The sequence below is a fragment of the Streptomyces sp. NBC_00210 genome (assembly GCF_045160975.1).
Taxonomy (GTDB): domain Bacteria; phylum Actinomycetota; class Actinomycetes; order Streptomycetales; family Streptomycetaceae; genus Streptomyces.
In genome coordinates, this window is the sequence record NZ_CP108120.1 from 7,226,230 (window position 1) to 7,241,463 (window position 15,234).

At 69.3% G+C, this 15,234-nt stretch carries 13 protein-coding genes; 10 read left to right on the forward strand and 3 right to left on the reverse strand.

Features of this window, described 5'->3' with window-relative positions; all coding sequences use genetic code 11:
• The first annotated feature begins 162 nt into the window (after positions 1-162).
• Positions 163-2,718, forward strand: coding sequence for a RelA/SpoT family protein (locus OG729_RS32800; protein WP_405809534.1), 2,556 nt, complete (start codon positions 163-165; stop codon positions 2,716-2,718).
• Positions 2,719-2,867: 149 nt separating this feature from the next.
• Here the strand turns inward: OG729_RS32800 and OG729_RS32805 are convergent, their stop codons facing one another.
• Together OG729_RS32805 and OG729_RS32810 are read right to left on the reverse strand one after the other, a co-directional pair.
• A complete protein-coding gene (locus OG729_RS32805; RefSeq protein ID WP_405809536.1) occupies positions 2,868-4,097 on the reverse strand; it encodes a DUF349 domain-containing protein in 1,230 nt (409 codons plus the stop codon).
• Positions 4,098-4,272: 175 nt separating this feature from the next.
• Entirely contained in the window at positions 4,273-5,061 is a 789-nt protein-coding gene (locus OG729_RS32810) for a peptidylprolyl isomerase (protein ID WP_405809537.1), read from the reverse strand.
• Positions 5,062-5,222: 161 nt separating this feature from the next.
• On the opposite strand from OG729_RS32810, the gene OG729_RS32815 reads away from it, so the two are divergent.
• From OG729_RS32815 to OG729_RS32830, 4 genes are all read left to right on the forward strand, one after another.
• On the forward strand, positions 5,223-5,930 hold the full coding sequence (locus tag OG729_RS32815; RefSeq protein ID WP_360883986.1) for an MBL fold metallo-hydrolase: 708 nt from the start codon (positions 5,223-5,225) through the stop codon (positions 5,928-5,930).
• Between the two features lie 11 nt (positions 5,931-5,941).
• Positions 5,942-7,204 (forward strand): histidine--tRNA ligase, encoded by a 1,263-nt coding sequence (gene hisS, locus OG729_RS32820; protein ID WP_405809539.1) that lies wholly within the window; start codon positions 5,942-5,944, stop codon positions 7,202-7,204.
• A gap of 219 nt (positions 7,205-7,423) precedes the next feature.
• Positions 7,424-8,056, forward strand: coding sequence for a vitamin K epoxide reductase family protein (locus OG729_RS32825; protein ID WP_405809541.1), 633 nt, complete (start codon positions 7,424-7,426; stop codon positions 8,054-8,056).
• A gap of 45 nt (positions 8,057-8,101) precedes the next feature.
• Positions 8,102-9,451, forward strand: a complete 1,350-nt coding sequence (locus tag OG729_RS32830; protein WP_360882284.1) for a replication-associated recombination protein A — start codon at positions 8,102-8,104, stop codon at positions 9,449-9,451.
• A 25-nt stretch (positions 9,452-9,476) separates the two neighbouring features.
• Here OG729_RS32830 and OG729_RS32835 read toward each other — a convergent pair whose 3' ends face one another.
• Entirely contained in the window at positions 9,477-10,208 is a 732-nt protein-coding gene (locus OG729_RS32835; protein WP_405809543.1) for a DUF2470 domain-containing protein, read from the reverse strand.
• 188 nt (positions 10,209-10,396) lie between these two features.
• Here OG729_RS32835 and rpsD point away from each other — a divergent pair, with 188 nt between their 5' ends.
• The 5 genes from rpsD (at position 10,397) to ruvX (ending at position 15,219) form a co-directional block, all read left to right on the forward strand.
• Entirely contained in the window at positions 10,397-11,011 is a 615-nt protein-coding gene (gene rpsD, locus OG729_RS32840; RefSeq protein ID WP_360882279.1) for a 30S ribosomal protein S4, read from the forward strand.
• A gap of 204 nt (positions 11,012-11,215) precedes the next feature.
• Complete coding sequence (locus tag OG729_RS32845) at positions 11,216-11,647, forward strand: DUF948 domain-containing protein (RefSeq protein WP_360882277.1); 432 nt, start codon at positions 11,216-11,218, stop codon at positions 11,645-11,647.
• Positions 11,648-11,652: 5 nt separating this feature from the next.
• The gene (locus OG729_RS32850; protein ID WP_405809545.1) at positions 11,653-11,988 is read left to right on the forward strand and encodes a DUF6167 family protein; all 336 of its coding nucleotides are present in this window, start codon (positions 11,653-11,655) and stop codon (positions 11,986-11,988) included.
• The gene (gene alaS / locus OG729_RS32855; RefSeq protein WP_360882273.1) at positions 11,988-14,672 is read left to right on the forward strand and encodes an alanine--tRNA ligase; all 2,685 of its coding nucleotides are present in this window, start codon (positions 11,988-11,990) and stop codon (positions 14,670-14,672) included. The genes OG729_RS32850 and alaS overlap by 1 nt, the downstream gene beginning before the upstream one ends.
• A gap of 94 nt (positions 14,673-14,766) precedes the next feature.
• Complete coding sequence (gene ruvX / locus OG729_RS32860) at positions 14,767-15,219, forward strand: Holliday junction resolvase RuvX (protein WP_360882271.1); 453 nt, start codon at positions 14,767-14,769, stop codon at positions 15,217-15,219.
• Positions 15,220-15,234 lie beyond the last annotated feature (15 nt).

Consider the following 15,234-nt stretch of genomic DNA (forward strand, 5'->3'; position numbering starts at 1 on the left):
GTGAGGCCACGGCACAAAGGGACGAGAGGGCACCCGAAGCGCTTCGGGTGCCCTCTTCTGTCATGTCCGGAGCGGCAGCCTCATGAGCACCGCAACACCGAGGTCGATACCATGGCCTCTCCGGACCTGACTGGGGGACCCGGAACCGCACGAGGAGCGCTCTTGCCAGACGAGGCCCGTCCCGCCGCCGCGCAGCCCGACCAGCAGGCCGAAAGGGCCGCGGCAGCCCCTGTCACGCCCGAGAAGAAGCCGGCCGACAGGCCGAAGCCGGCAGCGCCCGAGCGTAGCGAGACGGGGGTTCCCCCGGCCGAGAGCCCAGGGAGTGCGAACGGTGCGGCCCCCGCCTCCGCCCCCCAGCCCACCACCCCGGCTCCGGTGCCGCAGGACGCTCCCCGGCCCGCGCCCGCCGCCGTCCCCCGGACCGGCGGCTCGTCGAACCGCGTACGCGCCCGCCTCGCCCGCCTCGGCGTCCAGCGCTCGTCGCCGTACAACCCCGTTCTGGAGCCGCTGCTGCGGATAGTGCGCAGCAACGACCCCAAGATCGAAACCTCCACGCTGCGCCAGATCGAGAAGGCCTACCAGGTCGCCGAGCGCTGGCACCGCGGCCAGAAGCGCAAGAGCGGCGACCCGTACATCACGCACCCGCTCGCCGTGACGACCATCCTCGCCGAGCTCGGCATGGACCCGGCGACCCTGATGGCCGGACTGCTGCACGACACCGTCGAGGACACCGAGTACGGCCTGGACACGCTGCGCCGTGACTTCGGCGACCAGGTGGCACTGCTCGTCGACGGCGTCACCAAGCTCGACAAGGTCAAGTTCGGCGAGGCCGCGCAGGCCGAGACCGTACGCAAGATGGTCGTCGCCATGGCCAAGGACCCGCGCGTCCTGGTCATCAAGCTCGCCGACCGGCTGCACAACATGCGCACCATGCGCTATCTCAAGCGGGAGAAGCAGGAGAAGAAGGCCCGCGAGACCCTTGAGATCTACGCCCCGCTGGCGCACCGGCTGGGCATGAACACCATCAAGTGGGAGCTGGAGGACCTCGCCTTCGCGATCCTCTACCCCAAGATGTACGACGAGATCGTGCGGCTCGTTGCCGAGCGGGCGCCCAAGCGCGACGAGTACCTCGCCATAGTGACCGACGAGGTCCAGTCCGATCTGCGCGCAGCCCGGATCAAGGCCACAGTCACCGGACGGCCGAAGCACTACTACAGCGTCTACCAGAAGATGATCGTCCGCGGCCGTGACTTCGCGGAGATCTACGACCTGGTGGGCATCCGCGTCCTCGTCGACACCGTCCGCGACTGCTACGCGGCACTCGGCACGGTCCATGCGCGATGGAATCCGGTCCCCGGCCGGTTCAAGGACTACATCGCGATGCCCAAGTTCAACATGTACCAGTCGCTGCACACGACGGTGATCGGTCCCAACGGCAAGCCGGTCGAGCTGCAGATCCGCACCTTCGACATGCACCGCCGCGCCGAGTACGGCATCGCCGCGCACTGGAAGTACAAGCAGGAGCCCTCCGCCGGCGCCTCCAAGGTGCGTACCGACGTACCGAAGAAGACCGGCAAGGACGACCACATCAATGACATGGCGTGGCTGCGCCAGCTGCTCGACTGGCAGAAAGAGACCGAGGACCCCAGCGAATTCCTCGAGTCGCTGCGCTTCGACCTCTCCCGCAACGAGGTCTTCGTCTTCACACCCAAGGGCGACGTCATAGCGCTGCCCGCGGGCGCCACCCCCGTCGACTTCGCGTACGCCGTCCACACGGAGGTCGGCCATCGCACCATAGGAGCGCGGGTCAACGGGCGGCTGGTGCCGCTCGAATCGACCCTCGACAACGGCGACCTGGTGGAGGTCTTCACCTCCAAGGCCGAGGGCGCCGGCCCCTCCCGCGACTGGCTCGGCTTCGTCAAGTCCCCTCGGGCGCGCAACAAGATCCGCGCGTGGTTCTCCAAGGAGCGCCGCGAGGAGGCGATCGAGCAGGGCAAGGACGCCATCGCGCGGGCCATGCGCAAGCAGAACCTGCCGATCCAGCGCATTCTCACCGGGGACTCGCTCGTCACGCTCGCACACGAGATGCGCTACCCCGACATCTCGTCCCTGTACGCGGCGATCGGCGAGGGCCATGTCGCCGCGCAGGGCGTCGTACAGAAGCTGGTGCAGGCCCTCGGCGGCGAAGAGGCAGCCAACGAGGACATCGCCGAGAGCGCACCGCCCTCGCACGGCCGCTCCAAGCGCCGCTCCAGCGCCGATCCGGGCGTGGTCGTCAAGGGCGTCGAGGATGTGTGGGTCAAGCTCGCCCGCTGCTGTACGCCCGTCCCTGGCGACCCCATCATCGGCTTCGTCACGCGCGGCAGCGGCGTATCGGTGCACCGCAGCGACTGCGTCAACGTCGAGTCACTGTCCCGGGAGCCCGAGCGCATCCTGGAGGTCGAGTGGGCCCCCACCCAGTCCTCGGTCTTCCTGGTCGCCATCCAGGTCGAGGCGCTCGACCGGTCCCGGCTGCTCTCGGACGTCACGCGGGTGCTGTCGGACCAGCACGTCAACATCCTCTCGGCGGCCGTCCAGACCTCCCGCGACCGGGTGGCCACCTCGCGCTTCACCTTCGAGATGGGCGACCCGAAGCACCTCGGGCACGTACTGAAGGCGGTACGGGGCGTGGAGGGCGTGTACGACGTGTACCGCGTGACCTCGGCGCGCCGCCCGTAGCAAATCAGCCCGTCCGGCGTTTGAGGACTTGAGGGTCCCACGCCCGCAGCGCGTAGGGGGGCGGGTCTGAGGGCGGAGCACAGTCTGCGCAGAGGGCCTCCCGAACCAGACGGTTCGGGAGGCCCTTTCCTTGAGCGGCACTGCGGGCGCTAGCCGCCGAACTCCTCCAGGCCCTTCAGCGCCTGGTCCAGCAGCGCCTGCCGGCCCTCGAGCTCCTTCGCGAGCTTGTCGGCCTTCGCGTTGTTGCCCGCCGCGCGCGCCGCGTCGATCTGGCCGCGCAGCTTGTCCACGGCCGCCTGCAGCTGACCGGTCAGACCCGCGGCACGCGCACGCGCCTCCGGGTTCGTCCGGCGCCACTCGTTCTCCTCGGACTCCTGCAGCGCCCGCTCCACCGCGTGCATCCGGCCCTCGACCTTGGGACGGGCGTCCCGCGGCACATGGCCGATGGCCTCCCAGCGCTCGTTGATCGACCGGAAGGCGGCACGTGCTGCCTTCAGATCGGTCACCGGCACCAGCTTCTCGGCCTCGGCGGCGAGCTCCTCCTTGAGCTTGAGGTTCTCGCCCTGCTCGGCGTCCCGCTCCGCGAAGACCTCGCCGCGGGCGGCGAAGAAGACGTCCTGGGCGCCGCGGAAACGGTTCCACAGATCGTCCTCGGCCTCGCGCTGCGCACGGCCGGCAGCCTTCCACTCCGCCATCAGCTCGCGGTAGCGGGCGGCCGTGACGCCCCAGTCGGTGGAGCCGGAGAGCGACTCGGCCTCGGCGACCAGCTTCTCCTTGGTCTTACGGGCCTCCTCGCGCTGCGCGTCCAGCGAGGCGAAGTGCGCCTTGCGGCGCTTGGAGAACGCCGAGCGGGCGTGCGAGAAGCGGTGCCAGAGCTCGTCGTCGGACTTCCGGTCGAGCCGCGCAAGGCCCTTCCAGGTGTCCACCAGAGCTCGCAGCCGCTCGCCGGCCGCGCGCCACTGCTCGCTCTGTGCCAGCTCCTCGGCCTCGTTGACCAGGGCCTCCTTGGCGTGCCGCGCCTCGTCGTTCTGCTTCGCCTTCTGGACCTTGCGCTCCTCGCGGCGCTTCTCGACCGACGCGACGAGCGCGTCGAGCCGCTTGCCCAGCGCCTCGAGATCACCCACGGCGTGATGCTCGTCCACCTGCTGGCGCAGATGGTCGATGGCGGTCTGGGCGTCCTTGGCCGAGAGATCGGTGGTCTTCACCCGCCGCTCGAGGAGGCCGATCTCGACCACCAAGCCCTCGTACTTGCGCTCGAAGTAGGCCAGCGCCTCCTCTGGAGTGCCGGCCTGCCACGATCCGACGACCTTTTCACCATCGGCAGTACGCACGTACACGGTGCCTGTCTCGTCGACACGGCCCCACGGGTCGCTGCTCACAGCGCCTCCTCCACCTGATGCCTGCGAAGGGGTTCGCCCCCGGGCATCGTCCACAGTTTCCTGGACGGGCCTCGCCCGTCCTGCCGCAACGCGAAGCCGGCCCGCGCTGCACAACGCCAATCTAGGCGACCGGCCGCCCGGCTGTCCGCACTCAGCGCGGCCGAAATTCCCCGGCTCACACCTTCGGGACGGCCGCCTTCTCAATGGTGACAGCCGTCTTCGGGGCCCCGTCCTTCGCTCCGCCGACGACGCCGGCCTTTGCCACGTCCTGCACGACCTCCAGGCCCGCGGCGTCCATCTTTCCGAACGGCGTGTAGCTCGGCGGCAGCTTTGTCTCCTTGTAGACGAGGAAGAACTGACTGCCGCCGGAGTGCGGCTGGCCGGTATTGGCCATCGCCACCGTCCCGGCCGGGAACGTCACGGTGCCGTCGGCGCCCGCCTTGCCCAGCGCGGTCAGATTCTCGTCCGGGATCGTGTAGCCGGGGCCGCCCGTGCCGTCGCCCTTCGGGTCGCCGCACTGCAGCACGAAGATGCCCTCCGTGGTCAACCGGTGGCACTTTGTGCCGTTGAAGTAGCCCTTGTCCGCGAGGGACTTGAAGGAGTTCACGGTGTGCGGGGTCTTCGCCGCGTCCATCGCGATCTTGATCTCGCCCTGGTTCGTCTTGAGCGACATCGAGTACTTCGCCGTCTTGTCGATCGACATCGCCGGCTCGGGACTCTCGCTCTTCGACGGGGTGGCACTGGGGGACTGGCTGTCGCCCGCTGAGGAGTCTTTGGCCTTGGTGTCCCCGTCGGACAGGCCGATGGAGGCATAGGCGGCTGCGCCCGCGGCGAGCACCACGGCGAGTGCGGCCGCGACGACCGTGTACCGCTGCTTCTTCTTCCGGGCCTGTACCCGGCGCTCCTGCTGGCGCTGGAACTTCTCCCTGGCGAGCTGCCGCCGTCGCTGATCGCTGCTGACCACCGAGTCTTCTCCTTGTACGTCGTACGTCGGGTGATCCCGACCGGCCGAGTTTGCCCCGTACCGTATACGGGTTGGCTGTGGGACGAGCTGCGCCGGTAGGCTCTGATCTGCTGCATTTCGACACAGCAACACCTCTCTCGACAACCACACCGAGGACGATCGTGCTTATTGCCGGGTTCCCCGCCGGGGCCTGGGGGACCAACTGTTACCTGGTCGCCCCGGCCGCAGGCGAGGAGTGCGTGATCATCGACCCGGGCCACCAGGCCACCGAAGGCGTCGAGGAAGCGCTCAAGAAGCATCGGCTCAAGCCCGTCGCCGTCATCCTCACCCATGGCCACCTCGATCATGTCGCCTCCGTGGTCCCGGTGTGCGGAGCCCACGACGTGCCTGCGTGGATCCACCCCGCGGACCGGTACATGATGAGCGACCCCGAGAAGGCGCTCGGCAGGTCGATCGGGATGCCGCTGATGGGCGAGCTGACCGTGGGGGAGCCGGACGACGTCAAGGAACTGGCCGACGGCGCCGAGCTGCGCCTCGCCGGTCTCGACTTCTCGGTCGCGCATGCGCCCGGCCATACCAAGGGGTCGGTGACGTTCCAGATGCCCGAGACCGATGAGATCCCGTCGGTCTTCTTCTCGGGCGATCTGCTCTTCGCCGGCTCCATCGGACGCACGGACCTGCCCGGCGGCGACATGGACGAGATGCTCGAGTCGCTGGCGCGTGTGTGCCTGCCCCTCGACGACTCGACCGTGGTGCTGTCCGGCCACGGCTCCCAGACGACCATCGGCCGCGAGCGCGCCACGAACCCGTATCTGCGGGACGTGGCCGCCGGCCTCGGGAGCGCCGAAGCTCCCCGACGAGGAATGTGACGAGAGATTCCGTGAGCACCTTTCAGGCCCCCAAGGGCACGTACGACCTGATCCCGCCGGACTCCGCGAAGTATCTGGCGGTGCGCGAGGCGATCTCCGCGCCGCTGAAGAACTCCGGCTACGGCTATGTCGAGACGCCCGGCTTCGAGGACGTCGAACTGTTCGCGCGCGGTGTCGGTGAGTCCACCGACATCGTGACCAAGGAGATGTACGCCTTCGAGACCAAGGGCGGCGACAAGCTCGCGCTGCGCCCCGAGGGCACCGCGTCGGTGCTGCGCGCGGCGCTGGAGGCCAATCTGCACCGGATCGGCAATCTGCCGGTCAAGCTCTGGTACTCGGGCTCGTACTACCGCTACGAGCGCCCGCAGAAGGGCCGCTACAGGCACTTCTCGCAGGTCGGCGCCGAGGCGATCGGCGCGGAGGACCCGGCGCTCGACGCCGAGCTGATCATCCTGGCCGACCAGGCGTACCGCTCGCTCGGCCTGCGCCAGTTCCGCATCCTGCTGAACTCGCTGGGCGACAAGGAGTGCCGGCCCGTCTACCGGGACGCGCTTCAGGGCTTCCTGCGCGGGCTCGAACTGGACGAGGACACCCGCCGCCGCGTCGACATCAACCCGCTGCGGGTTCTCGACGACAAGCGCCCGGAGGTCCAGAAGCAGCTGGTGGGCGCGCCGATGCTGCGCGACTACCTGTGCGATGCGTGCAAGGCGTACCACGAGGAGGTACGCGAGCTGCTGAGCGCGGCGGGTGTTGCGTACGAGGACGACGAGAAGCTGGTGCGCGGTCTCGACTACTACACCCGCACGACCTTCGAGTTCGTCCACGACGGCCTCGGCTCCCAGTCCGCGGTGGGCGGCGGCGGCCGCTACGACGGCCTCTCCGAGATGATCGGCGGCCCGGCGCTGCCGTCGGTCGGCTGGGCACTGGGCGTGGACCGTACGGTCCTGGCACTGGAGGCGGAGAGCATCGAGCTCGAACTCCCCGCCGCCACGAGTGTGTTCGCGGTGCCGCTGGGCGAGGAGGCGCGGCGCGTGCTGTTCGGCGTGGTGACCGAGCTGCGCAGGGCGGGCGTGGCGGCGGACTTCTCGTACGGCGGGAAGGGCCTGAAGGGCGCGATGAAGAGCGCGAACCGTTCGGGTGCGCGGTTCGCGCTCGTCGCCGGTGAGCGTGACCTGGCGGAGGGCGTGGTCCAGCTGAAGGACATGGAGTCCGGCGAGCAGTCGCCGGTGGCGCTGGACGCGGTGGTCGCCACACTGCGCTCACGCCTGGCCTGACGTCGTAGCCAGGACCGGCCCGGGTGCGCCAAGCGCACCCGGGCCGCGGGCTTTGCCTCACGTCGCCCTTCCCCGGGCTTCCCGAGCCGTCGACCCGGCCACGCTGAGTCCTGCGGTACGACCGTACGTACTTCCTTATGTCCATCGAACGGTGGACGCAGGCACCGGTGCGGCAGAATGACCGTGCCCCAGCAGGCCACTCAGCGACGGAACGGCGATATGACGACCGCAGCGGTAGACGACGTGTCCTCCGAGCAGGACAACGGCTCCAAGGGCACGATCGGCGGCAGCCGTCCCTTTGCCTGGCTGCTCGTGATCACGGGGGCGGCGGGTCTGCTGGCTTCGTGGGTGATCACGATCGACAAGTTCAAGCTGCTGGAAGACCCCAGTTTCACGCCGGGGTGCAGTCTGAATCCGGTTGTTTCCTGCGGGAACATCATGAAGAGCGAGCAGGCGTCGGCGTTCGGGTTCCCGAATCCGATGATGGGGCTCGTTGCGTACTCGATGGTGATCGCGATCGGGGTGGCGCTGCTGGCGGGGGCGCGGTACCGCCGCTGGTACTGGCTGGGTCTCAATGCCGGCTGTCTGTTCGGGGTGGGGTTCTGTACGTGGCTGCAGTACCAGTCGCTGTACGAGATCAACTCGCTGTGCCTGTGGTGCTCGTTGGCGTGGGTCGCCACGATCGTGATGTTCTGCTACGTCACGGTGCACAACATCAAGCACCGGATCATCAAGGTCCCTCAGGGGCTGCGGAAGGCACTGCTGGAGTTCCACTGGGTGCCGCCGGTGCTGTGGATCGGGATCATCGGGATGCTGATCCTGACCCGCTGGTGGGACTTCTGGACCGGCTGACCCGGCCGCGGGGCACTGTCAGACCCCTGGCATAGGCTTCACAGCGTGGAGCCCGACCTCTTTACCGCCGCAGCGGAAGAACGCCAGGAGAAGGATCCGTCCAGCAGCCCCCTGGCCGTACGGATGCGCCCGCGCACCCTCGACGAAGTCGTCGGTCAGCAGCATCTGTTGAAGCCCGGATCGCCGCTGCGCCGACTGGTCGGCGAGGGCGGCGGCGGCCCGGCCGGACCGTCCTCGGTGATCCTCTGGGGCCCGCCGGGCATCGGCAAGACGACGCTGGCGTACGTCGTCTCCAAGGCGACCAACAAGCGGTTCGTCGAGCTCTCCGCGATCACTGCGGGCGTCAAGGAAGTACGGGCGGTCATCGACGGCGCCCGCCGGGCCGCGGGCGGCTTCGGCAAGGAGACCGTCCTCTTCCTGGACGAGATCCACCGCTTCTCCAAGGCCCAGCAGGATTCCCTGCTGCCCGCCGTGGAGAACCGCTGGGTGACACTGATCGCCGCCACCACCGAGAATCCGTACTTCTCGATCATCTCCCCACTGCTCTCCCGCTCCCTGCTGCTCACGCTGGAGTCGCTCACCGACGAGAACCTAAGCGGACTGCTGCACCGCGCGCTCACGGAGGAGCGGGGCCTCGGCGGCGCCGTCACCCTCCCCGAGGACTCCAAGGCGCATCTGCTGCGGATCGCGGGTGGTGATGCGCGCCGGGCGCTGACCGCGCTGGAGGCGGGCGCCGGCGCGGCGCTCGACAAGGGCGAGAAGGAGATCAGCCTCCAGACCCTCGAGGAGACGGTCGACCGCGCGGCGGTGAAGTACGACCGGGACGGCGATCAGCACTACGACGTGGCGAGCGCCCTGATCAAGTCCATCCGCGGCTCCGACGTGGACGCGGCACTGCACTATCTGGCCCGGATGATCGAGGCGGGGGAGGACCCGCGCTTCATTGCCCGGCGGCTGATGATCTCGGCGAGCGAGGACATCGGACTCGCCGACCCGACGGCCCTGCCGACCGCGGTCGCCGCCGCCCAGGCCGTGGCCATGATCGGTTTCCCCGAGGCCGCGCTCACCCTCAGCCACGCCACCATCGCGCTGGCGCTGGCCCCGAAGTCGAATGCCGCCACGACGGCGATCGGAGCGGCTCTCGCCGATGTGCGGGCCGGTCTCGCCGGGGCGGTCCCGCCGCATCTGCGCGACGGCCACTACAAGGGTGCGGCCAAGCTCGGCCATGCCCAGGGCTATGTCTATCCGCACGACGTGCCGGGCGGAATCGCCGCTCAGCAGTACGCCCCGGACGCGGTGCAGGGCAAGCGGTACTACGAACCGACGCGGTACGGCGCGGAGGCGCGGTACGCGGACGTGGTGGAGAAGGTCCGCGAGCGGCTGCGCGGGGAGTAGCCGGCCTCGGACGCCCGGCCCTCCTCTAATCGCCGGACGGGCCGGACGGGCCGGACGGGCCGGAAGTGTGCGAGGCGGCCTCGAAGAGCGTGCGCATGGCCCGGCGCAGTTCGGTGATGTCGCGCACGGGCGTGGGGAAGTCGAAGCGCGCGTCGAAGCACCGCTCGCCGACGAGGCGCACCCGCAGCCCGAACCGGTCGAGCGCCAGCGGCACCGCCCGCCGATCCGTCGCGCACGCCCCGTCCGCCCTGTCGCCGAGCAGTCCGCACAGCCCCTGCACCTGGTCGCTGTGCGCGGAGTGCAGATGCTGCAGCAGCTCCGTCTCGTGCGCCACGAGCGGGTCGACGGACGCCCGCGCGAAGTCTTCCGGCTCGACGCCCGAGGCGCCCCACAGGTCGTCCACGTACAGATCGCCCACCTCGAGCCGCAGCATCATGCCGCCGGGCTCCGCGAGGCCGGGCACGCAGGTGAGCCAGCCGGAGACCCAGGCGCGGCCGCGGATACGCTGAGGCACCGAGACCGGCGCGACATCGGTGATCTCCAGCACGGCGGAGAGCTCGTCGTCCTGGGCGTGTGTGGCGGCGCGTACGGCCGGTGAGTCGGCCGGAAACAGCAGGAAGACCTCACCGTCCGTGCCCACGGCCCGCGCCAGTGGCGCCAGCTGCTCGGGGCGTGCGGCCTCGCCCCCCGGGACGAGCAGCACCGCGGAGCATGTACTCTGTACGAGAGTTCGTGTGCGCTCGGCTGCTGACGGCATCCGCGCGATTTCAAGCCCGCTGGGACGCGGCTGACCATGAGCTGATCGGACCTCCGTCGCCTCGACGCCTTCAGATGCGTCGACGTTCTTTGTGCTGTCCGTGATGCGCTTGGTGTTCCCAGGGCGAGACATGCGATCTCCTTGAGTAAGGTGAGCCTAACCTAACCTACAACGGAGGTCTGGAGAACGTGCCTAACCAGTCGCGTCCCAAGGTCAAGAAGTCTCGCGCGCTCGGTATCGCGCTGACGCCGAAGGCCGTCAAGTACTTCGAAGCCCGCCCCTACCCGCCGGGCGAGCACGGCCGTGGCCGCAAGCAGAACTCGGACTACAAGGTCCGTCTGCTCGAGAAGCAGCGTCTGCGCGCCCAGTACGACATCAGCGAGCGCCAGATGGCGCGCGCCTACGACCGCGCCCGTAAGGCCGAGGGCAAGACGGGCGAGGCGCTGGTCATCGAGCTCGAGCGCCGCCTCGACGCCCTGGTCCTGCGTTCGGGCATCGCCCGCACCATCTACCAGGCCCGTCAGATGGTCGTCCACGGCCACATCGAGGTCAACGGCGGCAAGGTCGACAAGCCGTCCTTCCGCGTCCGTCCCGACGACGTCGTGATGGTCCGCGAGCGCTCCCGCGACAAGGCCCTCTTCCAGGTCGCGCGCGAGGGTGGCTTCGCCGCCGACGGTGAGACCCCGCGCTACCTGCAGGTCAACCTGAAGGCCCTGGCGTTCCGCCTGGACCGTGACCCGAACCGCAAGGAAGTTCCGGTCATCTGCGACGAGCAGCTGGTCGTCGAGTACTACGCCCGCTGATCCAGGCGTAGCGCTCAGCGCTTCGGCCCGCCGCTTCCCCGCCCTTTCGGTGGGGGAGCCGGCGGGCTCTCGCGTTTCCGGGTGCCAGCGGGCGTACGGAGCGCTGCCGGCCCAGGGGAATGCGGTACGGGGTGCGACCCTGGGCGCGATAGGGTCGGAGGACGATTTTCGAGGTATCCATCGACGAGCAGAGAGCGGTGCAGCGTGACCGGTGGAGAGGTTGCCGGGATCCTGGTGGCCGTCTTCTGGGCGATCCTGGTCTCCTTCCTTGCAGTGGTGCTGGTGAGGCTGGCCCAGACGCTCCGGGCGACTACCAAACTCGTGGCGGACGTGACCGAGCAGGCAGTGCCGTTGCTCGCCGACGCCTCCGCGACGTTGCGCACCGCACAGACCCAGCTCGACCGGGTCGACGCCATCGCGACGGACGTCCAGGAGGTCACCGCCAACGCCTCCGCGCTCTCCACGACGGTCGCCTCGACCTTCGGCGGCCCGCTGGTCAAGGTCGCCGCGTTCGGGTACGGCGTACGCCGGGCCCTGAGCCGCAAGAGCGACGACATGCCCGCCGCGGAGAGCCGTCGAGCGGTGATCGTCGGCCGCACGGTGCCGGCCGCCCGGCGTAAGAAGGGGAAAGGCTAGGCGCGATGTTCCGCCGTACGTTCTGGTTCACCGCAGGCGCCGCAGCCGGCGTCTGGGCCACCACCAAGGTCAACCGCAAGCTCAGGCAGCTGACCCCCGAGAGCCTCGCCGCGCAAGCCGCGAACAAGGCGATCGACGCGGGCCACCGGCTCAAGGACTTCGCACTCGACGTCAGGGCCGGCATGGTCCAGCGCGAGGCCGAACTGGGCGAAGCGCTCGGCCTGGAGGCATCGCGCGGGGCCGAACTGCCGAGGCAGCGACGCATGGCTGCGATCGACCACGCCAAGCCGTCCGACAACAAGCACTCCTACAACTCGAACAACCGGAATGAGGACCACTGATGGAGTCGGCTGAAATTCGCCGCCGCTGGCTGAGCTTCTTCGAGGAGCGCGGGCACACCGTCGTCCCTTCGGCGTCGCTCATCGCGGACGACCCGACTCTGCTGCTGGTCAACGCGGGCATGGTCCCCTTCAAGCCGTACTTCCTGGGTGAGGCCAAGCCGCCCGCCCCGCGCGCCACCAGCGTGCAGAAGTGCGTGCGTACGCCGGACATCGAAGAGGTCGGCAAGACCACCCGGCACGGCACGTTCTTCCAGATGTGCGGCAACTTCTCCTTCGGGGACTACTTCAAGGAAGGGGCCATCGCCTTCGCCTGGGAGCTGCTCACCAGCTCTGTGGAGGACGGCGGTTACGGTCTCGACCCCGAGCGCCTGTGGATCACCGTCTACCTCGACGACGACGAGGCCGAGTCGATCTGGCGCGACAAGATCGGCGTCCCGGCCGAGCGCATCCAGCGCCTGGGCAAGAAGGACAACTTCTGGTCCATGGGCGTCCCCGGCCCCTGTGGCCCCTGCTCGGAGATCAACTACGACCGGGGCCCGGAGTTCGGCGTCGAGGGCGGCCCGGCCGTCAACGACGAGCGCTACGTGGAGATCTGGAACCTGGTCTTCATGCAGTACGAGCGCGGCGCCGGCGAGGGCAAGGAGGACTTCCCGATCCTCGGCGACCTGCCCTCCAAGAACATCGACACCGGTCTCGGCCTCGAGCGCCTCGCCATGATCCTGCAGGGCGTACAGAACATGTACGAGACCGACACCCTGCGCGTCGTCATGGACAAGGCCACCGAGCTGACGGGCGTGCGCTACGGCGACAAGCACGACACCGATGTCTCGCTGCGCGTGGTCGCCGACCACATCCGTACCTCCGTGATGCTCATCGGCGACGGCGTCACCCCCGGCAACGAGGGCCGCGGCTATGTGCTGCGCCGCATCATGCGCCGCGCCATTCGCAACATGCGGCTGATGGGCGCCACCGGACCGGTCGTCGCCGACCTCATCGACGTCGTGATCAAGACGATGGGCCAGCAGTACCCGGAGCTCATCACCGACCGCAAGCGGATCGAGAGCGTCGCCCTCGCCGAGGAGGCCGCCTTCCTCAAGGCCCTCAAGGGCGGCACCAACATCCTCGACACCGCCATCACCGAGGCCAAGGCCAGCGGCGGCACCGTCCTCGCCGGCGACAAGGCATTCCTGCTCCACGACACCTGGGGCTTCCCGATCGACCTCACCCTGGAGATGGCCGCCGAGCAGGGCCTTTCCGTGGACGAGGACGGTTTCCGCCGCCTGATGAAGCAGCAGCGGGACCAGGCCAAGGCCGACGCCAGGGCCAAGAAGACCGGTCACGCCGACCTGTCCGCCTACCGCGAGGTCGCCGACAGCGCCGGCTCCACGCAGTTCACCGGTTACAACTTCACCGAGGGCGAGGCGACCGTCGTCGGTCTGCTGGTCGACGGAGTCCCGTCGCCCGCCGCCACCGAGGGCGACGAGGTCGAGGTCGTACTCGACCGCACCCCCTTCTACGCCGAGGGCGGCGGCCAGCTCGCCGACCAGGGACGCATCAAGCTCGACACAGGCGCCGTCATCCAGGTCCGGGACGTGCAGCAGCCGGTCCCCGGCGTCTCCGTGCACAAGGGCTCGGTGCAGGTCGGTGAGGTGACGGTCGGGGCATCCGCCTACGCCGCCATCGACATCACGCGCCGCCGCGCCATCGCCCGCGCCCACAGCGCCACGCACCTCACGCACCAAGCGCTGCGTGACGCCCTCGGCCCGACCGCCGCCCAGGCCGGTTCGGAGAACTCGCCCGGCCGGTTCCGCTTCGACTTCGGCTCGCCCGCCGCCGTCCCCGGCACGGTCCTCACCGACGTCGAGCAGAAGATCAACGCAGTCCTCGCCCGTGAACTCGACGTCCAGGCCGAGATCATGAGCATCGACGAGGCCAAGAAGCAGGGCGCCATCGCCGAGTTCGGCGAGAAGTACGGCGAGCGGGTGCGCGTTGTCACCATCGGCGACTTCTCCAAGGAGCTGTGCGGCGGCACGCACGTCCACAACACCGCCCAGCTGGGTCTGGTGAAGCTGCTGGGCGAGTCCTCGATCGGCTCCGGTGTGCGCCGTATCGAAGCCCTCGTCGGCGTCGACGCCTACAACTTCCTCGCCAGGGAGCACACGGTCGTCGCCCAGCTCCAGGAGCTGGTCAAGGGCCGTCCCGAGGAGCTTCCCGAGAAGATCTCGGGCATGCTCGCCAAGCTGAAGGACGCCGAGAAGGAGATCGAGAAGTTCCGTGCGGAGAAGGTGCTCGCCGCCGCCGCCGGTCTCGCCTCGGGCGCCAAGGACGTACGGGGCGTGGCGCTGGTCACCGGTCAGGTGCCGGACGGCACCTCCGCCGACGACCTGCGCAAGCTGGTGCTCGACGTACGCGGCCGGCTGAATCAATCGTCGGGGGCGGGTGACCGCCCGGCCGTCGTGGCCCTGTTCACCGTCGCGGGCGGCCGCCCGCTGACCGTCATCGCCACCAACGAGGCCGCCCGCGAGCGCGGTCTCAAGGCCGGTGACCTGGTCCGTACCGCAGCCAAGACCCTCGGCGGCGGCGGTGGCGGCAAGCCGGACGTCGCCCAGGGCGGCGGCCAGAATCCGGACGCCATCGGTGACGCGGTGGCCGCCGTCGAGCGTCTCATCACCGAGATCTCGTGAGCGACGACCGCGCAGCCGCCGGGCCGCAGGCAGCGACGATGGCCGCACCTCTGCGCTGCGCGGTCGGAGAAGCGAACAGTCAGGAAGGTGCCTGATGCGCAGGGGCCGTCGCCTCGCGCTCGATGTCGGGGACGCCCGTATCGGGGTCGCCTCGTGCGACCCCGACGGGGTCCTCGCCACTCCGGTGGAGACCGTGCCGGGACGCGATGTCCCGGCCGCCCACCGGCGGCTGAAGCAGCTCGTCGAGGAGTACGAACCGATCGAGGTCGTGGTCGGCCTGCCCCGCTCGCTCAGCGGCGGGGAGGGCCCGGCCGCGGTGAAGATCCGGGGTTTCGCCCAGGAGTTCGCCCGCAATATCGCCCCCACGCCGGTCCGACTGGTCGACGAGAGGATGACCACAGTGACGGCCAGCCAGGGGCTGCGTGCCTCGGGGGTTAAGTCCAAAAAGGGCCGTTCCGTCATCGACCAGGCTGCCGCTGTGGTGATCCTCCAGAACGCTCTGGAGTCCGAACGGGCGTCTGGGGAGGCACCGGGTGAGGGCGTCTAACAGGTTGTCTGATCG